This window comes from Pseudoclavibacter sp. VKM Ac-2867, assembly GCF_015351275.1.
Lineage (GTDB): Bacteria > Actinomycetota > Actinomycetes > Actinomycetales > Microbacteriaceae > Pseudoclavibacter.
In genome coordinates this window covers 191,180-213,601 of the sequence record NZ_JADKSL010000003.1, presented here as the reverse complement: position 1 = coordinate 213,601, position 22,422 = coordinate 191,180, and the positions used below count along the sequence as shown (strand labels likewise).

At 67.5% G+C, this 22,422-nt stretch carries 20 protein-coding genes and 1 other RNA gene; 10 read left to right on the top strand and 11 right to left on the bottom strand.

The genetic code is table 11. From position 1 onward, the window contains the following. Positions 1 to 12 precede the first annotated feature (12 nt). Together map and ppgK are read left to right on the top strand one after the other, a co-directional pair. Positions 13 to 885 (top strand): type I methionyl aminopeptidase, encoded by an 873-nt coding sequence (map, locus tag ITJ67_RS05380; protein WP_194677004.1) that lies wholly within the window; start codon positions 13 to 15, stop codon positions 883 to 885. 40 nt (positions 886 to 925) lie between these two features. Next, positions 926 to 1,708: a polyphosphate--glucose phosphotransferase gene (gene ppgK, locus ITJ67_RS05375; protein ID WP_104242077.1), complete on the top strand. Its 783-nt coding sequence runs from the start codon at positions 926 to 928 to the stop codon at positions 1,706 to 1,708. Positions 1,709 to 1,799: 91 nt separating this feature from the next. Here ppgK and rnpB read toward each other — a convergent pair. Then, positions 1,800 to 2,165, bottom strand: an RNA gene (rnpB, locus tag ITJ67_RS05370) — RNase P RNA component class A. 321 nt (positions 2,166 to 2,486) lie between these two features. Between rnpB and ITJ67_RS05365 the strand changes: the two genes are divergently transcribed. The 3 genes from ITJ67_RS05365 (at position 2,487) to ITJ67_RS05355 (ending at position 6,004) form a co-directional block, all read left to right on the top strand. Beyond that, on the top strand, positions 2,487 to 3,803 hold the full coding sequence (locus ITJ67_RS05365) for an ABC transporter substrate-binding protein (RefSeq protein ID WP_160071902.1): 1,317 nt from the start codon (positions 2,487 to 2,489) through the stop codon (positions 3,801 to 3,803). A gap of 111 nt (positions 3,804 to 3,914) precedes the next feature. Continuing rightward, positions 3,915 to 5,045: a carbohydrate ABC transporter permease gene (locus ITJ67_RS05360; protein ID WP_104241370.1), complete on the top strand. Its 1,131-nt coding sequence runs from the start codon at positions 3,915 to 3,917 to the stop codon at positions 5,043 to 5,045. Further along, positions 5,042 to 6,004, top strand: a complete 963-nt coding sequence (locus ITJ67_RS05355; RefSeq protein ID WP_104241371.1) for a carbohydrate ABC transporter permease — start codon at positions 5,042 to 5,044, stop codon at positions 6,002 to 6,004. The genes ITJ67_RS05360 and ITJ67_RS05355 overlap by 4 nt, the downstream gene beginning before the upstream one ends. Positions 6,005 to 6,201: 197 nt before the next feature. On the opposite strand, the gene ITJ67_RS05350 is transcribed toward ITJ67_RS05355, so the two are convergent. From ITJ67_RS05350 to ITJ67_RS05340, 3 genes are all read right to left on the bottom strand, one after another. After that, on the bottom strand, positions 6,202 to 7,350 hold the full coding sequence (locus ITJ67_RS05350) for an ABC transporter ATP-binding protein (protein ID WP_104241372.1): 1,149 nt from the start codon (positions 7,348 to 7,350) through the stop codon (positions 6,202 to 6,204). A gap of 149 nt (positions 7,351 to 7,499) precedes the next feature. After that, positions 7,500 to 8,234: a zinc ribbon domain-containing protein gene (locus ITJ67_RS05345; RefSeq protein ID WP_160071903.1), complete on the bottom strand. Its 735-nt coding sequence runs from the start codon at positions 8,232 to 8,234 to the stop codon at positions 7,500 to 7,502. 101 nt (positions 8,235 to 8,335) lie between these two features. After that, positions 8,336 to 9,160 (bottom strand): Nif3-like dinuclear metal center hexameric protein, encoded by an 825-nt coding sequence (locus ITJ67_RS05340; RefSeq protein WP_160071904.1) that lies wholly within the window; start codon positions 9,158 to 9,160, stop codon positions 8,336 to 8,338. 174 nt (positions 9,161 to 9,334) lie between these two features. Between ITJ67_RS05340 and ITJ67_RS05335 the strand changes: the two genes are divergently transcribed. Next, the gene (locus tag ITJ67_RS05335) at positions 9,335 to 10,321 is read left to right on the top strand and encodes a LacI family DNA-binding transcriptional regulator (RefSeq protein WP_194677003.1); all 987 of its coding nucleotides are present in this window, start codon (positions 9,335 to 9,337) and stop codon (positions 10,319 to 10,321) included. Positions 10,322 to 10,323: 2 nt separating this feature from the next. On the opposite strand, the gene ITJ67_RS05330 is transcribed toward ITJ67_RS05335, so the two are convergent. From ITJ67_RS05330 to ITJ67_RS05305, 6 genes are read right to left on the bottom strand one after another with little or no spacing between them, the layout of a single operon-like run. Then, the gene (locus tag ITJ67_RS05330; RefSeq protein WP_194677002.1) at positions 10,324 to 11,262 is read right to left on the bottom strand and encodes an aldose 1-epimerase family protein; all 939 of its coding nucleotides are present in this window, start codon (positions 11,260 to 11,262) and stop codon (positions 10,324 to 10,326) included. A 30-nt stretch (positions 11,263 to 11,292) separates the two neighbouring features. After that, positions 11,293 to 12,720, bottom strand: a complete 1,428-nt coding sequence (locus ITJ67_RS05325) for a phytoene desaturase family protein (RefSeq protein ID WP_194677001.1) — start codon at positions 12,718 to 12,720, stop codon at positions 11,293 to 11,295. Then, a complete protein-coding gene (locus ITJ67_RS05320; RefSeq protein WP_194677000.1) occupies positions 12,717 to 13,244 on the bottom strand; it encodes a hypothetical protein in 528 nt (175 codons plus the stop codon). The genes ITJ67_RS05325 and ITJ67_RS05320 overlap by 4 nt, the downstream gene beginning before the upstream one ends. Further along, positions 13,241 to 14,071, bottom strand: coding sequence for a glycosyltransferase (locus ITJ67_RS05315; RefSeq protein WP_194676999.1), 831 nt, complete (start codon positions 14,069 to 14,071; stop codon positions 13,241 to 13,243). The genes ITJ67_RS05320 and ITJ67_RS05315 overlap by 4 nt, the downstream gene beginning before the upstream one ends. Next, positions 14,068 to 15,543, bottom strand: a complete 1,476-nt coding sequence (locus ITJ67_RS05310; protein WP_323741395.1) for a bifunctional PIG-L family deacetylase/class I SAM-dependent methyltransferase — start codon at positions 15,541 to 15,543, stop codon at positions 14,068 to 14,070. Before ITJ67_RS05310 ends, ITJ67_RS05315 begins: the two co-directional genes overlap by 4 nt. Next, on the bottom strand, positions 15,540 to 16,610 hold the full coding sequence (locus ITJ67_RS05305; protein WP_194676998.1) for an acyl-CoA/acyl-ACP dehydrogenase: 1,071 nt from the start codon (positions 16,608 to 16,610) through the stop codon (positions 15,540 to 15,542). The genes ITJ67_RS05310 and ITJ67_RS05305 overlap by 4 nt, the downstream gene beginning before the upstream one ends. 209 nt (positions 16,611 to 16,819) lie before the next feature. Between ITJ67_RS05305 and ITJ67_RS05300 the strand changes: the two genes are divergently transcribed. The 4 genes from ITJ67_RS05300 to ITJ67_RS05285 all read left to right on the top strand — a co-directional run bounded on the left by ITJ67_RS05300 (position 16,820) and on the right by ITJ67_RS05285 (position 21,317). Continuing rightward, entirely contained in the window at positions 16,820 to 18,628 is a 1,809-nt protein-coding gene (locus ITJ67_RS05300) for a glycoside hydrolase family 15 protein (protein ID WP_194676997.1), read from the top strand. Further along, entirely contained in the window at positions 18,618 to 19,508 is an 891-nt protein-coding gene (locus ITJ67_RS05295; RefSeq protein WP_194676996.1) for an SMP-30/gluconolactonase/LRE family protein, read from the top strand. The genes ITJ67_RS05300 and ITJ67_RS05295 overlap by 11 nt, the downstream gene beginning before the upstream one ends. A 62-nt stretch (positions 19,509 to 19,570) precedes the next feature. Then, complete coding sequence (locus tag ITJ67_RS05290) at positions 19,571 to 20,371, top strand: SDR family NAD(P)-dependent oxidoreductase (protein ID WP_194676995.1); 801 nt, start codon at positions 19,571 to 19,573, stop codon at positions 20,369 to 20,371. Positions 20,372 to 20,423: 52 nt separating this feature from the next. After that, entirely contained in the window at positions 20,424 to 21,317 is an 894-nt protein-coding gene (locus ITJ67_RS05285) for an SDR family oxidoreductase (RefSeq protein ID WP_194676994.1), read from the top strand. Between the two features lie 35 nt (positions 21,318 to 21,352). Here the strand turns inward: ITJ67_RS05285 and ITJ67_RS05280 are convergent, their stop codons facing one another. Beyond that, a complete protein-coding gene (locus ITJ67_RS05280) occupies positions 21,353 to 22,384 on the bottom strand; it encodes a sensor histidine kinase (RefSeq protein WP_194676993.1) in 1,032 nt (343 codons plus the stop codon). Positions 22,385 to 22,422 lie beyond the last annotated feature (38 nt).

The window sequence follows — 22,422 nt, the reverse complement described above, 5'->3', positions numbered from 1 at the left end:
AGGCTCAAGCGTATGCCGAAAGACCCGAATACAGGACTCCTCATCCCCGGCCGCAGCGCCCCGGCCAGATCCGTCCCTGCCGCCATCGCCCGCCCGCCGTACGTCGGCAAGCAGGCGCCGGATAAGTGGACGGGCGGGGATGTCTACACGCCGGAGGAGATCGCCCGGATCGAGCGGGCATCCACCATCGCCGCCGATGCCCTCGAGCACCTCGAGCAGTTCGCCGTCCCCGGCATCACCACCGATGAGCTCGACAGCATCGCGCACGACTTCGTGACGGCCAGAGGTGCCTATCCATCGACGCTCGGCTACCGCGGGTTCCCGAAGTCGAGCTGCACCTCGCTCAACGAGGTGATCTGTCACGGGATCCCAGACGACACGCTGCTCGAATCCGGAGACATCCTCAACGTCGACATCACCGCCTACTTCGAGGGCATGCACGGAGACACGAACCGCATGTACCTCGTCGGAGACGTCGCCGACGAGTCGCGGCTGCTCGTCGAGCGCACGCACGAGGCCATGATGCGCGGCATCGCCGCTGCGAAGCCGGGACGGCAGGTCAACGTCATCGGACGCGTCATCGAGAAGTACGCGGGGAGGTTCGGCTACGGGGTCGTGCGCGACTACACCGGCCACGGTGTCGGCGCAGCCTTCCACTCCGGCCTGATCATCCCGCACTACGACTCCCCGCAGCACACCACGGTCATCGAAGAGGGGATGGTCTTCACCGTCGAGCCGATGCTCACGCTCGGAACCTCGGACTGGCGCCTCTGGGATGACGGCTGGACCGTCGTGACCTCCGACGGCTCTCGCTGCGCGCAGTGGGAGCACACCATCGTCGTCACCTCTGACGGCGCGCGGCTCCTCACCGTGCCATCGGCCTGACGGCACGAACGGGAACCCCGCTCCCGATATGCTCACACGCATGGGCAAGAGCAGAGCCACCAAGGCCATCGGCATCGACATCGGCGGCACCGGCATCAAAGGGGCGCTTGTCGACCTCCGCACGGGCGAGCTGCTCTCCAAGCGGCGCAAGGTGCCGACACCAGTCGGCGGTGACCCGCGCGAGGTCATCGACGCGACCATGGAGATCGTCCGCAAGATCTGGGACAAGGACCTGGACGGCGACACGGACGTTCCGGTGGGCATCAGCGTGCCCGCAATCGTCAAGCACGGGGTGACGCGCTCCGCGGCCAACATCTCGCCGCGCTGGATCGACTTCGCCGCCAGGGCGGCGTTCTCCGAGGCAGTCGGGCGCGAAGTGGCGCTCGCGAACGATGCAGACGCAGCCGGCATCGCGGAGGTCCGATTCGGCGTCGCGCACGGGCGACTCGACAGTGTCATCATGACGACGCTCGGCACCGGCATCGGGACGGCCATGTTCTACGGAGGCCATCTGTTCCCGAACTCAGAGCTCGGCCATATCAGCATCGGCGACCATAGCGACTATGAGAAGTTCGCCTCGTCGAAGGTGCGCGAGCGCGATGAGCTGTCATTCTCGGAATGGGGTTCGCGGCTCACTCCCTACTATCGCCAGCTCGAAGCCCTCTTCTCCCCCGATGTCTTCATCGTCTCGGGTGGCATCTCCAAGCAGGCAGACGAGTTCCTGCACTACATCGATGTCGAGACCCCCATCGTCGTCGCCGAGTTCATGAACAACGCCGGTATCGTCGGCTCAGCGTGCCTCGCAGCTGAGCACTGGGTTTAACAACTCCGATCCTCGGCACGCGCAAAATCGGACGGGAGCGGCCGGGCTGGAAGCCAGAACAGCTTCAAGCCCGGCATCGCGACCACGAAGGTGAGCAGGCCGACCGATACGCCGGGTTCTGTCCCGATCTGGATCGGGGGCGGCCATCTCTCTCGCGCACACGTTGCCGCGTGCATCTAGCGGCCTACCCGGGGACTCGGCGAGCAGCGTCGTCATCCCCTGTATGGCCTTGCTCCGGACGAGGTTTACCTTGCAGCGCCTGTCACCAGGCGCCCGGTGGGCTCTTACCCCACCCTTTCACCCTTACCCCAGCATCCGAAGGACACGGCGGGGCGGTCTGCTTTCTGTGGCACTGTCTCGCGGGTTTCCCCGGGTGGGCGTTACCCACCGTCCTGCTCTGCGGAGCCCGGACGTTCCTCGGCATGGCTTCCCATGACGCGACCGCCTGGTCGACCTGCTCACGCACCATCGTACTGCCTGGAGAAACCGCCGGACGTTGTCACGACAATCTGACTCTGGATGGGCAGGAGTGCTTCTTCCGGCAGTGACGAGAGCGAGGATCGTGCCACTTTCACCGCACCTGAACATCCATTGATAACGACTTAGTGAACGGCGTGGATCAACTGAGGAGTTCGTGTACGCTCCAAAAGCGCACGGCATTTCCACACGCAGCTCTCAGGAATGTCGTAGCCGAACCGACGCGCTCTCGCAGCGAATCTGGGCAATGACTGCCCAGAACGGCGGTTCGCTCGCAGTCAAGGACTTAAGGAGGAGTTCAATGACAACATCCACGAAGCGACGTGCCGCAACATCGGTTGCCGCACTCGCAGTCGCCGGTCTCGCCCTGACCGCCTGTTCCGGTGGCCCCGGTGTGCAGGACAGCTCGGGCGGCCCAAGCGACAACAAGGTCACGATCTACGGCACGATCGTCGACGCCGAAGCCGAGCTCCTCGAGGAATCGTGGGCAGGCTGGGCGGAAGAGAACGGCATCGAGATCGTCTACGAAGGCTCCAAGGAGTTCGAGACGCAGATCTCCGTTCGAGCCCAGGGCGGTACGCCGCCGGACATCGCCATCTTCCCGCAGCCCGGCCTCATGGGCGACCTCGCCAGCGGCGGCCTGCTCACGGAGGCACCGGAAGGCGTCGTCAGCAACCTCGAGCAGTACTGGTCGGAAGACTGGAAGACGTACTCCTCGTACGACGGCACGGTCTACGGGGCGCCACTCATGGCGAACCTCAAGGGCTTCGTCTGGTACTCGCCGAAGTTCTTCAAGGACAACGGATACGAAGTGCCGAAGACGTGGGAAGAGCTCATCACGCTCACCGGCGAGATCCAGGCCAAGACCGGAACCGCGCCATGGTGCGCCGGCTTCGGCTCCGACGCCGCAACTGGATGGCCGGGCACCGACTGGATCGAAGACCTCGTCATCCGCCAGCAGGGACCAGAGGTCTACGACCAGTGGGTCGCGAACGAGATTCCCTTCACCGACCCGCGCATCCAGGCCGCGTTCGATGAAGCAGGCAAGATCCTCACGAACCCCGACTACGTCAACGCCGGCTTCGGCGACGTGCGCTCCATCAACTCGACCGCGTTCGGCGACCCAGCCGCGAAGCTCGTCGACGGCACGTGCGCGCTGCACCACCAGGCTTCCTTCTACGACGGCTTCATCACCGAAGCGGGTGGCACGGTCGGTGAGGACGGCGACGTCTGGGCCTTCATGACTCCGCCCGTCGAGGGCAAGGAACTCGCCGTCACGGGCGGCGGCGAGATCGTGGGATCGTTCAACTCGGACGAGGACACGGTCAAGGTCCAGGAGTACCTCTCCAGCCCTGAATGGGCGAACAGCCGCGTCTCGCTCGGAGGCGTGATCAGCGCGAACACGGGTCTCGACCCGGCAAGCGCCTCCAGCCCCATCCTGCAGGAGTCCATCGCGATCCTCCAGGACCCGGCGACGACCTTCCGCTTCGACGGATCTGACCTCATGCCCTCGGCAGTGGGAGCAGGAACGTTCTGGAAGGGCATCATCGACTGGATCAACGGCACGGACGTCAACACCGTGACCACCCAGATCGAATCAGGCTGGCCCTCCAGCTAAGCACCGTGTTGTGGAGCACTCGGCCTCGTGCCGGGTGCTCCACACGCATTCCACCGCACGGACGACGACGTCCCCCGCGCACGTGCTTGTCTGCCACCCTGGAAGGTCACAATGGCAAGTTTCTTCACGTGGCTGGCCCAACTGCCGCCACTCCTGCAAGTCCCGATCGTCATCATCGCGTTCCTCGCGGTGGTTGCGCTCATCGTCTACTTCGTCGAGCTCGCACCTCGACCCGGCAAGAAATACACGATCCTGCGGCTCGTCGTCTGCATCGCAGTCCCAGTCGCACTCGTGTTCATCCTCGGCACCTACACCTGGGCGGCGATCGTCGCCATCCTCCTCGGTGCCCTGCTCTTCTGGTTCGACCAGAGGTCGCGTGAAGGCGCCGGCTACCTGATCGGCCTCATCGGCTTCCTCGCACCTGCCCTGATCCTGGTCATCATCGGACTCATCGTCCCGAGTATTCAGACCACCGGCCAGGCATTCACGAACAAGTCCGGCGACTTCGTCGGCCTCGAGAACTTCATCTGGATCTTCACGCAGCCAAGCGGAATCCGGACGGTCCTCAACACGATCATCTGGGTCGTCGTGACGCCGATCCTGTCGACGGTCGCAGGCCTCGCGTACGCCGTGTTCATCGACAAGTCGCGTGGTGAGAAGTTCCTGAAGGCGCTCGTCTTCATGCCCATGGCGATCTCGTTCGTGGGCGCATCCATCATCTTCAGGTTCATGTACACGGCACGACCAGCCGATCAGGACCAGATCGGCCTTCTCAACCAGATCATCGTCTGGTTCGGCGGGCAGCCATACGACTTCCTCGCCGAGTCGCCCCTGAACACGTTCTTCCTCATCATCGTGCTCATCTGGGTGCAGACCGGTTTCGCAATGGTCGTGCTCTCGGCCGCCATCAAGGGCGTTCCGATGGACCAGATCGAAGCCGCATCCCTCGACGGTGCCAACCCGTGGCAGCGATTCATCAACGTCACGGTCCCCGGCATCCGTTCCTCGCTCGTCGTCGTCGTCACGACGATCTCCATCGCCTCGCTCAAGGTCTTCGACATCGTTCGCACGATGACCGCAGGCGCGAACGACACGAGCGTCATCGCGAACGAGATGTACACGCAGTTCAAGACCTTCGAGACCGGACGATCGGCCGCATTCGCGGTCGTGCTGTTCATCCTCGTGCTGCCGATCATCATCTACAACGCGAACCAGATGAAGAAGCAGAGGGAGATCCGATGAGCGCCATCGTTCCAGTCGAACTGCCCGTCGACACGAAGACGGCGGAACAGCTCGCGCGAGGCGAGAAGAGCACAAGCGGCAAGGTGAAGAAGAACCTCACCAGCCGCTGGGCCACCATCGCGGCGATCACGATCGCCGTGGTGTGGACCATCCCGACCTTCGGGCTCTTCGTCTCCTCGTTCCGGCCCAAGGCGGAGGTCGTCAGCACCGGCTGGTGGACGATCTTCCAGAACTGGGGTCTGACCTTCGACAACTACGTCGAGGTGCTCGCCTCCGGCAATACGCAGCTGACGATGGCGCAGGCGTTCCTGAACTCCATCGTCATCGCGCTCCCCGCGACGGTCATCCCGCTCGCGATCGCACTGCTCGCCGCGTACGCATTCGCGTGGATGGACTTCAAGGGCAAGAACTGGCTGTTCATCCTCGTCTTCGCCCTCCAGGTCGTGCCGATCCAGATGGCACTCGTGCCGCTGCTCCAGCTCTTCGCCCGCGGTGAGATCTTCGGTGTCCCCGTGATCGCCGCGTTCGGAGCGGACGCCGGCTTCGCGCAGGTGTGGATCGCTCACTCGATCTTCGCCATGCCGCTTGCCATCTTCCTGCTGCACAACTTCATCTCGGAGATCCCGCGTGAGGTCATCGAGGCAGCGCGCGTCGACGGTGCGAGCCACGGCCAGATCTTCTTCCGCATCATCGTCCCGCTGACGCTGCCCGCCGTGGCCTCGTTCGGTATCTTCCAGTTCCTCTGGGTCTGGAACGACCTGCTGGTCGCGCTCGTCTTCGCGGACGGTGCGGTGGCTCCCATGACGAAGCTGCTTGCCGAGATCACGGGTTCGCGTGGTCAGGAATGGCCGCTGCTCACGGCTGGTGCGTTCCTCTCCATCCTCGTGCCGCTCATCGTGTTCTTCTCGCTGCAGCGCTACTTCGTCCGCGGCCTCCTGGCAGGTTCCACCAAGGGCTAGTCACGTCGGCGCCTTCGGCGCCCGCATCACAACTGAGGGGGAGCCAGCTGGCTCCCCCTCAGTCGTGCGGTGACACAGCAGCTCGCGGTGCCCGCTCCCCTGCTCCATCACTGCGACGCGTCTTTTCGTTGGCGCAGCAGAATGCCCTCCCCAGATCAGTGATCTGGGGAGGGCGTTCGCAGCTCTGGAGAAAAGTGCTAGTTGGCGGCTCCGCTCGCGAGAGCGTCGTTCGCCTCCTGCAGGCGGATGGCCTCCGTGAGCGCACCGCTGATGCGCTGCTCGGTCTCCGGGTCGAAGATGTGGATGTGGTCGTTGTCCGTCGTGACGTAGATCGTCTCGCCAACCTCAGGGTGGCTGCGGCCGTCGACGCGAGCGACGATGTCCGTGCGCGTTCCGTCGATGATCGAGTGGCCATACAGGTAGCCCTCAGCGCCCAGCTCCTCGACGAGGTCGACCTCGACCTTGAGGCCCGGCTTCTCCTCGCGCGAGATGATGATGTCGTCGGGGCGGACTCCGACCGTTGCGGTACCGGACTTGAGCTTTGCCAGGGTGGCACGCTCGAGCGGGATGACGTCGGTTCCGAAGCGCACGCCCTCGGAGGTGAGGTCAGCACCGAAGATGTTCATCGACGGGCTGCCGATGAAGCCGGCGACGAAGACGTTCTTCGGCTTCGCGTAGAGCTCGCGCGGGGTTCCGACCTGCTGGAGGACACCGTCCTTCAGGACCGCGATGCGGTCACCCATCGTGAGGGCCTCGGTCTGGTCGTGCGTGACGTAGACCGTGGTGACGCCGAGGCGACGGGTGAGGCTCGCGATCTGCGTACGCGTCTGCACACGGAGCTTCGCGTCCAGGTTGGAGAGCGGCTCATCCATGAGGAAGACCTGAGGGCTGCGCACGATGGCTCGGCCCATGGCGACACGCTGACGCTGACCACCGGAGAGCGCCTTCGGCTTGCGGTCGAGGTACGGCTCGAGGTCGAGGATCTTGGCGGCCTCGAGGACACGCTTGGCGCGCTCTTCCTTGTTGATGCCGGCGATCTTGAGCGCGAACCCCATGTTCTCGCCGACCGTCATGTGCGGGTAGAGCGCGTAGCTCTGGAACACCATGGCGATATCGCGGTCCTTGGGCGGGAGGTGCGTGACGTCGCGGTCGCCGATCAGGATGCGGCCGTGGTTCACCTCTTCGAGGCCTGCGAGCATGCGCAGCGATGTGGACTTGCCGCAGCCGGATGGGCCGACGAGGACGAGGAACTCTCCGTCGTCGATCTCGAGATCCAGGCTGTCGACCGCGGGACGAGCGCCCTCGGTGTAGACGCGCGAGGCGCTTTCAAAGGTCACAGTTGCCATAGGAGTACTCCCTCATTACCGGCAGGTACGTGCCGGACGATCCGTAGTAATAGGTGAGGAGCAACGATGCGTTTCACTTCAAGCGACGCCGTCGGCGCTCCGCCACTGAGTATGTCAGAACTCAGCGGCGGGCGCTCGACTTTCTCAGATCAGAGCGCGGATTTCTCCGTGCGCACCAGGACGGCGCCTGAGTCCGGGCAGATCACGACGTCATCCGGCGCCGCGCGGCGGATCTTCTCGAGCTCGGGCCGGTCGAGGGCCACGTTGGTTCCCGTCGTGATGTTGCCGATCAGCTCGGCAGCGCCGACGCCGTAGCGCTCACGCTGCTTCTCGTACAGCGCGACGAGCTCAGCTGGCAGGCTCGCGAGGACGCTCGCCCGCTGCTCGGAGAGGACACGGTACTCGCCCTTGAGGTTGTCGCGAGCGGCGTCGCGCAGAACAGTGAGCTCCCGCGCACGGTCCTCCACGCTTCGCTGCGACTCGAGTGCACCCTCGTGAGCCGCGGTCTGCTCCTCCACGCGCTGCATGACTACGAGCTCGCCGTCCTCGAGAATCGTCCGGCGTCGCTGGAGCACCTCGATCTCGCGCTGCAGCGCCTCGATGTCCTTCCGGCTCGATGCACCCTGCAACCTGTCGTTGTCGCGCTTCAGGCGTGCCTCGACGGTCTCCACGTCCGACTCGATCTTCTTGAGTTCGCTGCGCGAGTCCTCGAGCTGCCCGAGCAGCTGCACGACCTCGGCACGGTGCTTCGTCCGCTCCTCGTCGAGGGCGTTCAGGTGGTGCTGCTCTGGCAGGTTCTTCGCGACGTGCTGCACACGGCGGCGCTTGGTGTCGACCTCGGCCAGGTCGAGCAGACGGCGCTGGTCTGCTTCGCTGGCCTTCATGCCTGGCCCCGGTTCATGTCTTGGTAGTCGTTCATAGTTCCCTCATTCTGTCGTGAAGTCGTGTGCCGCCCGAGCAGGGCGCGCATGTGGCCCGCCGCGCACTACTGGGGAATGGCGAACTCCCACGGGTCGGTGCGGAGCTCGGACACCTCGATGTCGAGCTGAGGGAATTCCGCGCGCAGCTCCCGAGCAGCATGGTCGAGCCACAGCCACTCGCTCGCCCAGTGCGAGGTGTCGATGAGTGCCGGCCCCCGGCCGCGTGCGAGTGACTGCTCGAGCGATTCCGAGGCCGGGTGGTGGCGAAGATCGCTCGTGATGTAGACGTCAGCCCCGATGACCTTCGGGTCCTCGAGCAGCGAGTCGCCGGCTCCGCCGCACAGCGCGACGGTCTCGACGAGGCGGTCGAAGGAGCCGGCTGCGCGGATCCCAGTCGCGGTCGCCGGCAGGATGCCCGCGAGAGCCCGTGCGAGCGCCCCGAGTGTCATGGGCTGCGGCAGAACGCCGACGCGTCCGAGACCGCGGTCGGGGTTGTCTGCGGACGGCACGATCGGCGTGACCTGCTCGAGCCGGAGCGCAGAAGCGAGCGCCGCCGAGGTGCCGGTCTCCACGACATCGGCGTTCGTGTGTGCTGCGAGAAGCGCGCAGTCCGCGCGGATGAGCTGCGCGAGGAGCGAGCCCTTCGCGCTCGACTCCGCCACGGTCGTGACACCGCGCAGAAGCAGCGGATGATGCACGAGCAGGAGGTCGGCGGATGTGTCGACGGCTTCACTCACGGTCAGCTGGGCGGCATCGACTGCGAGGAGGATGCGGCCCACCTCAGCGTCGAGCGCGCCGGAGACGAGACCGACCGAGTCCCAGGACTCCGCTCCTGACGAGGGCCAGTTCCGCTCTCCGAAAATGAGCACGTCGCGCAGTCGGGTCACCATGGGGCGATTCTACCGGCGGTACTGCCGTCGGGTGCCGCACTTTCCGCGTAGTGTTAGCACTCCGAAGCTCCCTCCCCCGGAGCCCTTCTCCCAGAGTTTCCCCCAGGAGACCTCTTGTCAGAGCAACAGCGTCGTGCTGTCCCAAATCCCGCAAAGCGTCCCACGATTCGCGACGTGGCGGCGGTTGCCGGCGTGTCCAAGTCGCTCGTCTCGCTCGTGTACAGCGATCCGGAGAAGGTCAGCGAGGCGAGGAAGAGCCGCGTGCTCGCGGCGGCCGACGAGCTGGGGTTCCGACCGAATCTGCTGGCAAGGTCGCTGGCGACCAACATGAGCGACTTCATCGGGATTCTCGTCGCAGACCCGGTCAACCCCGTGTTCGCGGAGATCATCGACGCGGCGAGCCTGGAGTTCGACCGCGCGGGTCGGCGCGGGCTGATGACAACCGCCGTGCTGCCTGAGTCGGGGACCGTGCGCCAGCTCGACGAGGGCACGATCGCGACGCTCAGCGATCTGCGCCCGAGGAGCGTCCTCATCGCCGGTTCTCTTCCGGACGCTGCCTCGCTCGGTGCTCTCGCCGAGGATCGCCCCGTCGTCGTGGCTTCTGGCCTGGCCGAAGGGCTGCCGAACGCGGGCTGCGTGCGAACCGATGACCGCAAGGGCCTCGCGCTCCTGGTCGAGCACCTCACCTCCCTCGGCCACCGCGACATCGCGCATCTCGGAGGCCTTGCCGCCGCCGGCCGCAGCCGGGCGGAAGCGTACGAGGAAGCGATGACGGCGCACGGACTCGCGGGCCACGTGCAGGTCCAGGAGAGCGACTTCACCGAGCTCGGAGGCTACGTCGCCGCGACGAGCGTGCTGTCCGGTGCGACCCCGCCGACCGCGATCATCGCGCCAAACGACCTTGCCGCTCTCGGCGTGCAGCGTGCGCTCGAGGAGCGCGGACTGACGATGGACGACGTGGCGCTCACGGGCTACGACAACTCGTTCCTCGCCTCGATCGCCGGTGTCTCGCTCACGTCCGTCGACCCGCACAACGGAGTCATCGGACGAGAGGCCGCGAGGTGGCTCATCGACGCCGAGGCTGGCAAGGATTCGCTGCCGCAGGAACTGCTCGTCGAACCGCGGCTCGTCGTCCGCCGTTCTTCGGGCAAGGTCGTCTGAGCTCAGCTCTCGTCTGCCGGCGAGAAGCGCACTCCCCACGAGCTGCTCCAGACCTGCGCGGCCTCGAGCTCGATGAGGTCGACGCCCGAATTGAGGGCGTCCGGTGGGGACGTCATCGGCTCCGCGGCGAACGCAAGGCCAGTGCCTCCGTGGTGCCCCTCGGGGCGGGGGAAGTCGGCGGGCGTGTAGAGCTGGAGGTGCCGGAATTCGGCGTCGCCCCAGAGCTCGAGGCGGGCCCCGGCCGCGGACTCGACGGTCAGCAGCGTGCGGTCGCCGGAAGGGCGGACGCGGAAGGCGTAGTTGAGGTCGAGATCGCCCACCCTGCGACCACCACGAAGGTCGAACGTTCCTCCCGACACGACGGGCTCGGTTCCCACCGGGAGCAGTCGATCATCGAGCAGCACGCGCTCGACGAGGTCGGCGCTGACGATGAGATCGGCGATCGGCTCCTCTCCGATGCGGAAGTACGGGTGAGCACCGACTGCGAAGAGCGCCCGCTGCGTGCCGAGGTTGGCGACGGTGTGCGTTACCACGAGGCCGTCGTCGACGGCTTCGTACCGCACCCTGTGGCGGAGCGTGAAGGGCCAGCCGTGCTGAGGGAACACGGTTGCGGAGAGCTCGAGGCCTGAGCCCGTTTCTGCGACGACCGCGTACTCCGAGTTGCGCAGGAGACCATGCGAGGCATTGCCCTTGCTGGGCTCCGTGATGTCGAGCTGCTGCGTCTTCCCGTCGTGCGCCCATCGGCCATCCCTGACCCTGTTCGGCCAGGGGAACAGCGTCAAGCCGGCGCCGAAGGGCGGGAGAACGTCGTCGCCGAAGTCCTCGACGAGCTGCACGCCACCGACCTCGAGGGAACGGAGCACCGCAGCGACCCGGCCGACCTTGACGCGGACTCGTGCGCTCTCAACCTCGTGCTGGGGACCGGTGACAGGTGGCTGCATGCGTCCACCGTAGCGGGAGGCGCCGACGGCTCAGTCGCGCCGTGCCCAATCGCGCAGCACAGCGCGTGCAGCGTGCATGCCGGGCATGCCGTGGACCCCGCCCCCAGGCGGCGTCGACGACGAGCACACGTAGAGTCCCCGTCGTCCGGCGCGGTAGGGATGCAGCGAGGGCGCCGGCCGGAACAGCTGCTGCGTGCCCGCCATCGAGCCGCCGCCGATATCACCGCCCACCAGGTTCGGGTTCCACGCTTCGAGCGCGCTCGGCGACCACTCTCGACGTTCGAGGACGACGTCTGCGAAGCCGGGCGCGAAGCGTTCGATCTGCGCTTCAAGGGCTGGGCGCACGTCGAGCGCTGTGCCGTTCGGTACGTGCGCGTACGACCAGAGGACCTGCCTGCCATCGTGTGTCCTGCTCGCGTCGGAAGCGGATTGCTGCGTGACCATGACAAACGGCTTCTCCGGCATGCGCCCACGGTTGATGTCGCGTTCGGCCTCGATGATCTGCCGGAACTCCCCGCCGACGTGCACGGTGCCGGCGGACGCGACCCGCGCGTCCTCCCACGGCACGGGTCCGTCGAGCAGGTAGTCGATCTTGTGCACACCAGCCCCGTACTTCCATCGTGCGAGGTGAGCGGCGTAGCGCGACTCCAGCTGCTCCGGGGCGATGCGGAGGATCTGCTTCGGTGTGAGGTCGAGGAGGACGGCGTCTGCCCGCGGGAGGTCGCGGAGGTCGGTGACCTCTGCATTGGTCTCGATGCGTCCGCCGTTGGCGAGCAGCACTCTGGCGAGTGCATCCGTGATGCTCGCCGAGCCGCCCTTCGCCACGGGCCACCCGGTGCTGTGGCCGAGGGCTCCGAAGGCGATGCCGAACGCCGATGTCAGCGGCCGAGTGAGCGGCAGCGTCGCGTGCGCCGAGGAACCGGCGAGGAGCGCCTTGGCTGCGCCGCTTCGGAAGACGAGGTTCGCGAGCATCGCCGCCGGGAGCGCCCCCAAGACCCCGAGCCGCGCCATGTCGACGGGATGCGGGGGGACTCGAAGGAGCGGACCCATCGTGTTCTCCACCGTCTCGAAAGGATGGTGCGAGAAGTGCTCGTGCAGGCGCCGCCAGCTGGGACCGTCGACGCCGAGCTCCTGAACCGTGCGTTCGATGTCCCTGTGCAGCATCGCCGCGCGGCCGCCCGGCAGGGGGTGCGCCATCGGGATCTCGGGCTGCACCCATTCGAGCCCGTTCTGCTCGAGTTGGAGCTCGCGAAACGCCGGGCTCGCGACGCCGAAGGGATGCGCCGCGGCCCCGAGGTCGCTCACGAAACCAGGCCCGAACAGCTCGGCAGACCTCGCTGCTCCGCCGATCTGGGCGTCGCGCTCGTACACGGTGACCTCGACGCCGCGCGTCGCAAGGAGCGCCGCAGCTGTGAGCCCGTTCGGGCCCGCCCCGACGACGACCGCCCGGCGGCTCACCACCCAGCACCTGCCCGCGGGTCCTGCTCGAGGAATCGTTCCTCGACAGAGTCGCGGCTGATGCTCTGGATGAGCTCGATCTGGGTGTGCGCACGGGCTTCGAGTTCCTGCAATCCGGAGAGCACGAGTCGCGGGTCCCGGGGTTGCACGGCGATGAGCGCCTCCCACATCGAGAGCTTCGCGCGCACCATGCCGGTGAGGGTGTCGAGTTCGAGCTGCGTGCTCGGGCGCTGCCTGAGGCGGAGGATGTTCACCGGGTTGAACGTTCCGGCCACGCGCGCCGCATTCGTGAGCCAGAGCTTCAGGAACGACTCGCGGTAGCCGAGCTGGTCGATGAGCGATGCGAGGTCCCGGCGGTCAGCCGCGATGTGGGCGATGAGCAGCCGCATCGTCTGCTCGTGCGGCGATCCGGCCCACGTCGCCTTCGCTGACTTGAATGCGCGCAGCCCCGCTTCCGAGGCCAGGAGGTGCGCGTTGAGATACCCCGCGTAGACGTCGTGGTCGAATCCGCGTGCCGTTGTCATGCCCTGCTCCTCTCGATTGCCGTGTCCCGATTGTCTCGTGGCTCGAGATTCGGGGCGTACAGGTCTTCGAGATATCCAGCGAAACCGCCCGGCGTGCGTCCGCGTGGCCGCGCCGAGGTCAGGACGGGTGAGCTGGCCGTCGAGTGCACGGCGAAGCCGCACGCGGTGACGGCGGCGGCGAGGCCGGTGTCCTCGTGTTCCCGCAGCGGAGGGAATCCGCCGGCGGCGAGGTAGGCCGAGGCCCGGACGCCGAGATTCGCTCCGTGGATGTGCGGGTGCCCTTCGATACTCGAGTAGTCCCGTCGCCACCTGGCCTCGATGTGCGGCGCATCCGTCTGCGGTTCGACGTTCACCGTCCCCAGCAGGAGGTCGGTGCCTGCGTCGGCGAACTCGAGCTGCGAGAGCAGCCAGCCCGGCGGCACGGCGGAGTCGGCATCGGTGGAAGAGATCCACGTCGAGGTCGGGTCGCCGGCTGTGGGGTCGCCCTCGGAGATGAGGCTGAGCGCGACGCTCACCCCCGTTCGTCTGGCTTTGCCGACAGAGCCGTGCAGACCCTCGATCACGTGGATGCGGGGGTCGCGCTCGGCAGCTCGTGCCGCGATCCGCGCGCTCGCGTCGCGGCAGCTGTCGAGGACGAGCACAAGCTGCACCCGCACGCCTGCGCCCGCACAACGCATCGAGTCCATCGCGACGGTCAACGCGTCGAGGCACTCAGCGAGCGTCTCGGCTTCATCGCGGGCGGGCACGACGATCCGCAGGTCGCGGATGGGCGTTCGCGAGCTCCCCTCACCGGTCGCCGGGTCGCTCACCGGACTCGCGATCGTCATCCGGCCGCGCTCGCCCACTGCTGTGCGCCCGAAGCGAAGCAGGAACCACCGCCCGGCGGCATCCCGTTCTCGTAGATATCGATGAGGGTCTCGTCCTGCGAATAGGAGGCGAGGCTGCGCATGCCGAGTCGTGCTGCGAGTGCGTGCACTCGATCGCCGTCGAGCGGCCAGCCGTCGATCGGACCACGCCAGTGGCAGAGCACGAGCACGCCGCTCGGTGAGAGGGCTCGGCGGGAGTTGGCGAGGAGCTCGCAGAGCTCGTCCTCCGCCAGGTAGTAGCCGGTCTCGGAAACGACCACGAGATCGAGCTGGCCGGCTCCGATGCCGAGGCTGTCCCACTCGTGCGGCAGGGTCGCATGGGCCAGGTCCACGCCCGTGCGAGCTGCGAGTCTCGCCGCGGCGAGACCGAGGGCGGTGGCGCTCGCGTCGACGGCCAGGAGGTGATCGCACCGCTCAGCGAGCGCCGCCGTGCTCTCACCGATGGAGCAGCCGATCTCGAGCGCACGCCGGTACGTCTCGTCGGGCAGCATGCCGACCGTGAGGCCGAGCTTGCGCCGCTCGTACCAGCTGGATCGGAGGTCCCACGGGTCGTCCGCGTCTGCATGGACGCCGTCGAACGCGCGACTCGCCGAGCCGGCGTCGCGCATCGCGCTCGCCGTCACCCGGAAGACCTCGTAGCTCCTCGAGAAATGCTCGAGCTGGCTGGCCCCGAGCACCGTCTCGTCGCCGATCGCGTCGGACAGCGCGTGCAGCTGCGAGGTATGCGCCTCGAGGGCGTCCGCCTTGGCATCGGTCTCCCCCGGTGAGAGCGGAAGCCGCATCCAGTGACGCCACTCGCTGTCGCGCGCGGGATGTGCCCAGTGCCAGAACCAGATCGGGAACTCGAGGAGCAGCGCGCCAGACTCGGCGGCGGCCCGCGCGAGCGCGGCACCGACGGTGTCGTGGTCCGTGTGCCCGTCTCGCCGGTAGGGGGCCGCGACGACGACACGCTGTGCCGGCGATTCCCGGACGATCGTCGCTGCGGCCTCTGCGATGAGGTCGGTGGACTCCGAGAGGTGGCCGTCGCCGAGACCGAGCTCGATCGACTCGATGGAGCCACGCTGCCCACCGGTGCTCTCGCAACCAGGGGAAGGACTCGTGCGCAGCCGTCTCAGTGCCTCGTGGAACTCTGCCCGTCTCAGCTCGGCGAGCGCCGGTGGCTGGACGCTCGGCGAGGCCGGGTGCGAGGCCTCGCCCCAGGTGCACAGCAGGACGCGCACGGCCGCTCCGGCCGCGAGTGCCCTGCGGATGAGGCCAGCGGCGCCGAGGCACTCGTCGTCGGGGTGCGCGGCTCCGACGATGAGCAGCGTCTCCGGGCCGAGGTTATCTTCGAGCGCGAGGGTCGGCAGGTGCTCGATACCGGCTTCCCTCCAGGCTGCCTCTGGTGTCCCCGTGTCCAGATGCGTGAACTCCACCGAAGCGGCGCCGATCACGAGCCGACCCCCGATCTCGATGGGGCTTCGGAGGAGCGGTGCAGTGCGGCCGCGAGCTGCTGCCCGTGAGCTGCATCGTCGCGGGCTCCGTGATGCTGACTGAGGTACATGGTGAGGTCGGCGACCCGTCGTGCGTGCGCGGCGTCGAAGGCGAGAGGGCCAGGCCCCATGGCCTCTCCGCAGACTGCCAGCAGGCGCCAGCAGGCGGAGGCGGTGTTCCCGCGCACCCGTTGAGCAAGCGCCCAGTCGGCGCTCCCCGCGTCGATGCGGTCGGCGGCGTCGTCGAGCTGCACCTGGACGCCGTGCAGCAGACGATCCGCCTCACCGAGCCAGGCGAGCCCGAGCTGGTCCGGTTCCCTGCCGCCCACAGCACGTTCAAGCGCACGCCCGAGGGCCACCGCTCCCCCGAACCACACGGCAGCGACCGCGATCCCACCCCAAGCGAACCCCGGACGCGAGGTGTACCAGCCGGCGTCGTCCCCTACGGCTCTCGCAGAGGCCGAGTGGAGATCGACCGGCCCGCTCGGCACTCCACGGAGGCCGGTCAAGGGGGCCCCGCCTTCGCGCGGCACCACAGCCGCCTGCCGGAGGTCGACCACGAACATCCACTCCCCCGTCGAATCCGACGCAGTGACGAGGGCGCGATCCAGTTTCGCTGCGAGCGAGCACCAGCGCTTGGCGCCGGTCAGCTCAGCGTCGGCACCCTCGGCGACGCTGTGCGAGTCCGCTTCCGGAACCCATCGGACAGCCACCGGCGACGCTGAAGCGAAGACGCCCCAGACCTCACCGCGTCCGACTTCCGCGCCCGCCTGCGCAAGGATCGCTGCGGCGTCGAAGTGCGGCTCGACGACACGGGCGGCTGTGAGATCGATCGCGGCGATGCTCGACATCAGATGCAGCAGCGAGCGAGTGCGACCGCGTCCAGGCACCGGGACGGAAGGGAGCTCGCGCAGGACGCCGAGCATCTGCGAGGCGTCCCCTGCGCACTCCTCGGCGGCCGCGAGGAGCCGGGCGCTGCCGTCCCAGAAGTCGGCGTCGACCCCGATCCTGCCCATGAACTCGAGCATCCTGTCTCCCTCCAGCCAAACCCAACGGCGGGATGCTGCACTCCCTGGTCAACAGCACGCTACGCACGCCGACCGTGAGGTCACAGGAGGGTTGACACCAGGCGAGCGAGCCGATAACCGTACGCGCTCCCGAGTAGCGGCAGGCGCTCAGGCACGCGGAGGAAACTCCCACGGAGCAGACCGAGCCTTCCCGTAGCGTCGTGACCCTCATGACGCAGACTCCCCCCGGATTCCCCCTTCTCGACTACGCCGCCATCGGCGACGGGCGCACCATCGCCCTCGTCACGCCCGATGGACGCGTCGACTGGCTGCCGCTGCCCAACCTCGACTCGCTCCCCGTCTTCGCGCGCCTCCTCGACGACAAGAAGGGCGGGTACGTCGAGCTGACCCCCGCGGGCGACTTCACGTCCACGAGGCGGTACATCGAGCAGACCAACGTGCTCGAGACCACCTACACGAGCGAGAGCGGTGTGGCACGCGTCACCGACGCCATGGTCACGGGCGTCGCCGGGCGCCTCCCCTGGGCCGAGTTCGCCCGGCGAGTCGACGGCATCGAAGGCAGCGTCGAGTTCACCTGGCGCGTCGTTCCCGGGACGATGCTCGGCACCAGGTCCCCGTGGCTCGACCGCGTCGGTCGGAACACCATCATCCGCTGCGGCGAGCTCTCCCTCGCCGTCGTCGGCAGCGAGCACGGCCCCGAGAGCGCAGACCCGCGCAGCGGCACGGAGGAGGCCGAGCTCCGAGGCGGGTTCACGACCGTGCCCGACTCGCGACACCTGCTGGTCCTGACCGCAACCGAGGGGGAGCCCCTCCGCGTTCCAGAGCCGGAGAACGTCGACAAGGGCATCGACCGAACCATCGAGAGCTGGCTGAGCTGGTCCAAGGAGTTCTCCTACGACGGCCCATGGTCCCGGCAGGTCCAGCGCAGCGCGCTGGCGCTGAAGCTCCTCATCTACAGCCCCACAGGGGCTATCGCCGCGGCGGGGACATCGTCGCTTCCCGAGAACCCAGCCGGCGGCAAGAACTGGGACTACAGGTTCGCCTGGATCCGCGACCTCGCCTACACCGCCCACGCACTCGTCTGGTTCGGCCTCAGGGAGGAGACGCACGCGGCGATCTCCTGGCTGCTGCGCACCATCCGCGAGCAGGGCCCGGATATCTACGTCATGTACACGCTCAACGGCGAGACGTGCGCGGGCGTCGAGAAGTACGACGTCCCCGGATGGCGCGGCAACAGCCCCGTCGTGACGGGAAACCCCGCGCAAGGGCAGCTGCAGCTCGGCATCTACGGCGACCTCATCGCCATCAGCCGCACCTACGTCGACGACGGCAATCTCCTCGACGTCGAAACCGCACGACTCCTCGCCAAGGTCGCCGACAAGGCCTGTGACGACTGGCGCAAGCGAGACGCAGGAATGTGGGAGCTCGGTGACGAACAGCACTACACCTCCTCAAAGATGGGGTGCTGGCAGGCGCTCAACGACGCGATCGCGCTCGCGGAGGGCGCGCACATCGAAGGAGACGTCGATCGCTGGCGAGCGGAACGGGACCGCATCCGAGCGTGGACGCTGGAGCACTGCTGGTCTGAGGAGCTCGGCAGCTACGTCATGCATCCCGGCTCGGATCGCCTCGACGCCTCCGTGCTGCTCCACGCGCCCAGCGGCTTCGACCGCGGTGCGCGCATGTCGTCCACCATCGACGCCCTGAGCAGGGAACTCGGCCACGGCGCTCTCCTCTACCGGTACTCGGGAGTCGCCAGCGAAGAGCACACCTTCGTCGCCTGCGCTTTCTGGCGGGTCTCGGCGCTCGCCTGCGTCGGCCGTTCCTCGGAGGCGATCGCGGCAATGGACGAGCTCGTCGAGCAGACCAACGACGTCGGGCTGCTCTCCGAGATGATCGCCACCGGCGACGGCGCCTTCTGGGGCAACCTCCCGCAGGGACTCAGCCACCTGGCGCTCATCAACGCCGCGCTCATGATCAGACAGCTCGCACCGGAAGAAGCCACAGATGACCAGTGAACCGACCATCTTCCGCGAGCTGCGCTCGGTGCTCGTCGAGAGCATCTGGTGGGATGCTCGCACCTCCGAACTCGCCTGGGTGGACATCACGATGGGCACCTTCCATCGGGCGAGGCTCGACGGTGCACGCGACGGCAGCGCCGACCGAGTGTCCGCTCTCCCCGCCCCAGTCAGCGCCGTGCAACCGGCCGCCGGCGGTGGCTTCGTGGCATCGCTCCAGGACCGCATCGTCGTGCTCGGGCCGGACGGGGAGCTGCAGAAGACCATCGCCTCCGTCGTGCACTCCCACGGTGGCATCCGCTTCAACGAGGGCAAAGTAGACCCGTTCGGTCGCTTTGTCGTCGGGTCGATGAACACCACGTCGCCCGCCGCAGATGGAGCCCTGTACACCTTCGACGCCGACGGCACCGTCCGACTGCTCCTCGGCGGGTTCCACACGACGAACGGCCTCGAGTGGAGCGACTCCGGCGACACGATCTTCGTGACCGATACGTCGACGCAGACCGTCTACCGGGCGAGCTACGGCCCTGGCCCCGACGACCTCGGCGAGCTGGAGCCGTTCATCCACGGGCGAAACTCGGACGGGCTGGCCAGGGACGTCGACGGCTCCTTCTGGAACGGCATCTACGGTGCTGGACGCGTGGCGCACTGGGACGCCAGCGCGTCGCCGCTGGCTGACCTCACCCTTCCGGCGCCGAACGTCACGTCGGTCGCCTTCGGTGGCGACGGGCTCTCGACGCTGTTCGTCGGAACGGCGCGCGAGAACCTCACCGAGAGCGACCTCGTCGATGCACCACTCAGCGGCTCGATCTTCGCCATCGAGGGCGTCGGGCACGGCCGCCCCGCCAACCTCTTCGGGGCATCCGCAAGCCCGCGGTGACCCCTTCATTCTTCTTCTTCCCCAAGCACGTCACTTCTCGAACCAAGACTGGAGACACGCACATGGATCTCGGCATCACCGGCAAGAAGGCGCTCATCACCGGAGGGGACTCCGGCATCGGCTGGGAGACCGCCAGGCAGCTGCTCGACGAGGGCGCGATCGTCGTCCTGAGCGACAAGGACCCGGACGCGCTCGCGGAGGCGGCCGCCAAGCTCGAGGCGCCGGAAGGCAGGCTGTTCGCGCACGCGGCCGACATCACCCGACTCGATGAGCTCGCCGAGCTGCACGGCTTCGTCCAGGAGCACGTGGGCGACATCGACATCCTCGTGCAGTCCGCGGGGATCACCGGGGCGCAGGGCCTGTTCCACGAGATCGACGACGAGGGCTGGACGAAGACCGTCGAGATCGACCTGCTCGGTCCCGTTCGGCTCGTCCGGCAGTTCCTCCCCTCGCTCCGCAAGGGCGGCTGGGGCAGGATCGTGTTCCTCGCCTCCGAGGATGCGGTACAGCCCTACGACGATGAGCTCCCCTACTGCGCGGCGAAGGCCGGCATCCTCGCGCTCTCCAAGGGACTCTCGCGCAGCTACGCGTCGGAGGGACTGCTCGTGAACGCGGTCTCCCCGGCCTTCATCTCGACGCCGATGACCGACGCGATGATGGAGAAGCGCGCCAAGGAGCTCGGCACGGACATCGACGAGGCGATCGAGTCGTTCCTCGACGAGGAGCGACCGTACATGGAGCTGGGCCGCCGCGGCGAGCCGAGCGAGGTCGCCTCCGTCATCACCTTCCTCTGCTCAGACAGGGCCTCGTTCGTGAACGGCTCGAACTACCGGGTCGACTCGGGCTCGGTCGCGACGATCTAGCCGCCGCTCGGCGCCCGCACACCACGACAGACACCACGTACAGGAGACGAACATGGCAAATCAGTACACCTTCACCGACCCCACCAAGCTCTACAGCGAGATCACGCCGAACTCCGACGACCAGACCGAGCCGGGCCTCGACTCGAAGCTCCGTGACACCGCGGACCTCGGCGAGAGCACCTACGAGGGATCCGGCCGCCTCAAGGGGCGTCGCGCACTCGTGACTGGCGGTGACTCCGGCATCGGCGCCGCCACGGTCATCGCGTTCGCCCGCGAAGGCGCCGACGTCGCGCTCGCCTACCTGCCCGAGGAGCAGGAGGACGCAGACCGGATCACCGCCATCGCCCAGGACGCGGGCGTCAACGTAGTGCAGCTCCCCGGCGAGCTGACCGACGACAAGTACGTCAAGGGCCTCGCGGATGCAGCGGTCGCGAAGCTGGGCGGACTCGACATCCTCGTCAACAACGCGGGCAAGCAGATCTTCAACGAAGACCTCACGACGCTCACGAGCGAGCAGTTCGACGAGACGTTCAAGGTCAACGTCTACGCGATGTTCGAGATCTCCAAGGCGGCGATCCCCCACCTCCCACCGGGTTCGACGATCATCAACACGACGTCCATCCAGGCCTACTCGCCCGCGGCCATCCTCGTCGACTACGCGTCAACCAAGGCGACCATCAACGCCTTCACGAAGGCGCTCGCCCAGCAGCTCGCGCCCAAGGGCATCCGCGTGAACGCCGTCGCCCCCGGACCGATCTGGACGCCACTGCAGGTCACCGACGGGCAGCCGCCGGAGAAGGTCGAGGAGTTCGGCGAGGACACGCCGCTCGGCCGCATGGGTCAGCCAGCTGAGCTTGCGCCCGCTTACGTCTTCCTCGCGTCGCCCGAGTCGAGCTATGTGCTCGGCGAGACGCTCAACGTGAACGGCGGCATGCCGACACCGTAGGGCTCACCTCTCCTACGGAAGCGGACGCCCGGGCCTCAGGCTCGGGCGTCCGTGTTCGCTTCCCGGTCTGTCTCCGCACGTGCGGTGGTCGGGCAGGTGAGGGTCACGGTCGTTCCGGTCTCGTGCGTCTCGAAGCGGATGCGGGCGTGCACCAGCGCGGCGCGCTGACGCATGGATGCGACCCCGAACGTGGTTGCCGCGAGCTCCTCGAGGGGCGCGGCTGCGCCGGTGCCGTCATCGGTGACCGTGAGCACCAGCGTGGAGGGGCGCCAGAGCACGACCACGTCGATCCGGCTTGCCCTTGCGTGCCGCCGAGCGTTCCGGATCGCCTCGACGGCGATAGCGTGGAGCTCAGCGGCGGCGGGCGCCGATACTGCTCCCCTGGTCCCGATCTCCGTGACCTCGACGGGAGCCGCGCCAGCCAGCTCATGCGCGGCGTAGTCCATGAGGGCATCCGGGAAGCCTGCGGGGGCGGGCCGTTCGAGATCCCAGGCGATCGCATCCACGAGGGCAGCGTCATCGCCGGCAAGCGAGGGGAGCACGGTCTCGCGAAGCTGGCGAGCCAACCTGAGCTCGGAGACTCGCTGGACGCCGGAGAGCTGGGTGCGCAGCGTCTCGGCGTAGGCAAGCGCACCGGGGACGAACCTGCCGAAGACACTCGAGTGCAGGACGAGTGCGACGGTCACGGTCGGCACAGGCAGGCGGTCCGCGAAGACGGGGAGCGCGGTCTCGAACAGCAGGTTCGCCGAGACGAGGGGCTGCGCGGGGTGCAATCCCTGCGACAGGAGGACATCGGCGGTCGCCTGCATGAGGCCCAGATCCATCGTGGCGGGCGCTTGCAGGTGGCCGTAGTCGCGGAGTCCGGCCAGCCTCGTCCACGCCTCCGTGAGGATGCCGACGACGTGGGCTCGGAACACCGGATCGAGCTGTCCATCCTCGACGGCGGCGTCGCCACGCTCGAGAAGCAGCGTCGTCGCCGTCTCGAGGATCTCATCGATGGCATCGGCCAACCCGGCTTCGGGCGAGTCGGGGGCTGCTTCGTCGCGAAGGAGGGAGTCGTCGGTCACGGTCCCGATCGTAGATGGGCCGGTCGCAGTCGTGTGTC

Bases quoted from the DNA above. Each gene is read 5' to 3' on its own strand.
- map (WP_194677004.1), top strand. From the start codon at position 13: ATGCCGAAAGACCCGAATACAGGACTCCTCATCCCCGGCCGCAGCGCC.
- ppgK (WP_104242077.1), top strand. From the start codon at position 926: ATGGGCAAGAGCAGAGCCACCAAGGCCATCGGCATCGACATCGGCGGC.
- ITJ67_RS05365 (WP_160071902.1), top strand. From the start codon at position 2,487: ATGACAACATCCACGAAGCGACGTGCCGCAACATCGGTTGCCGCACTC.
- ITJ67_RS05360 (WP_104241370.1), top strand. From the start codon at position 3,915: ATGGCAAGTTTCTTCACGTGGCTGGCCCAACTGCCGCCACTCCTGCAA.
- ITJ67_RS05355 (WP_104241371.1), top strand. From the start codon at position 5,042: ATGAGCGCCATCGTTCCAGTCGAACTGCCCGTCGACACGAAGACGGCG.
- ITJ67_RS05350 (WP_104241372.1), bottom strand. From the start codon at position 7,350: ATGGCAACTGTGACCTTTGAAAGCGCCTCGCGCGTCTACACCGAGGGC.
- ITJ67_RS05345 (WP_160071903.1), bottom strand. From the start codon at position 8,234: ATGAAGGCCAGCGAAGCAGACCAGCGCCGTCTGCTCGACCTGGCCGAG.
- ITJ67_RS05340 (WP_160071904.1), bottom strand. From the start codon at position 9,160: ATGGTGACCCGACTGCGCGACGTGCTCATTTTCGGAGAGCGGAACTGG.
- ITJ67_RS05330 (WP_194677002.1), bottom strand. From the start codon at position 11,262: ATGCAGCCACCTGTCACCGGTCCCCAGCACGAGGTTGAGAGCGCACGA.
- ITJ67_RS05320 (WP_194677000.1), bottom strand. From the start codon at position 13,244: ATGACAACGGCACGCGGATTCGACCACGACGTCTACGCGGGGTATCTC.
- ITJ67_RS05315 (WP_194676999.1), bottom strand. From the start codon at position 14,071: ATGACGATCGCGAGTCCGGTGAGCGACCCGGCGACCGGTGAGGGGAGC.
- ITJ67_RS05305 (WP_194676998.1), bottom strand. From the start codon at position 16,610: ATGCTCGAGTTCATGGGCAGGATCGGGGTCGACGCCGACTTCTGGGAC.
- ITJ67_RS05300 (WP_194676997.1), top strand. From the start codon at position 16,820: ATGACGCAGACTCCCCCCGGATTCCCCCTTCTCGACTACGCCGCCATC.
- ITJ67_RS05295 (WP_194676996.1), top strand. From the start codon at position 18,618: ATGACCAGTGAACCGACCATCTTCCGCGAGCTGCGCTCGGTGCTCGTC.
- ITJ67_RS05290 (WP_194676995.1), top strand. From the start codon at position 19,571: ATGGATCTCGGCATCACCGGCAAGAAGGCGCTCATCACCGGAGGGGAC.
- ITJ67_RS05285 (WP_194676994.1), top strand. From the start codon at position 20,424: ATGGCAAATCAGTACACCTTCACCGACCCCACCAAGCTCTACAGCGAG.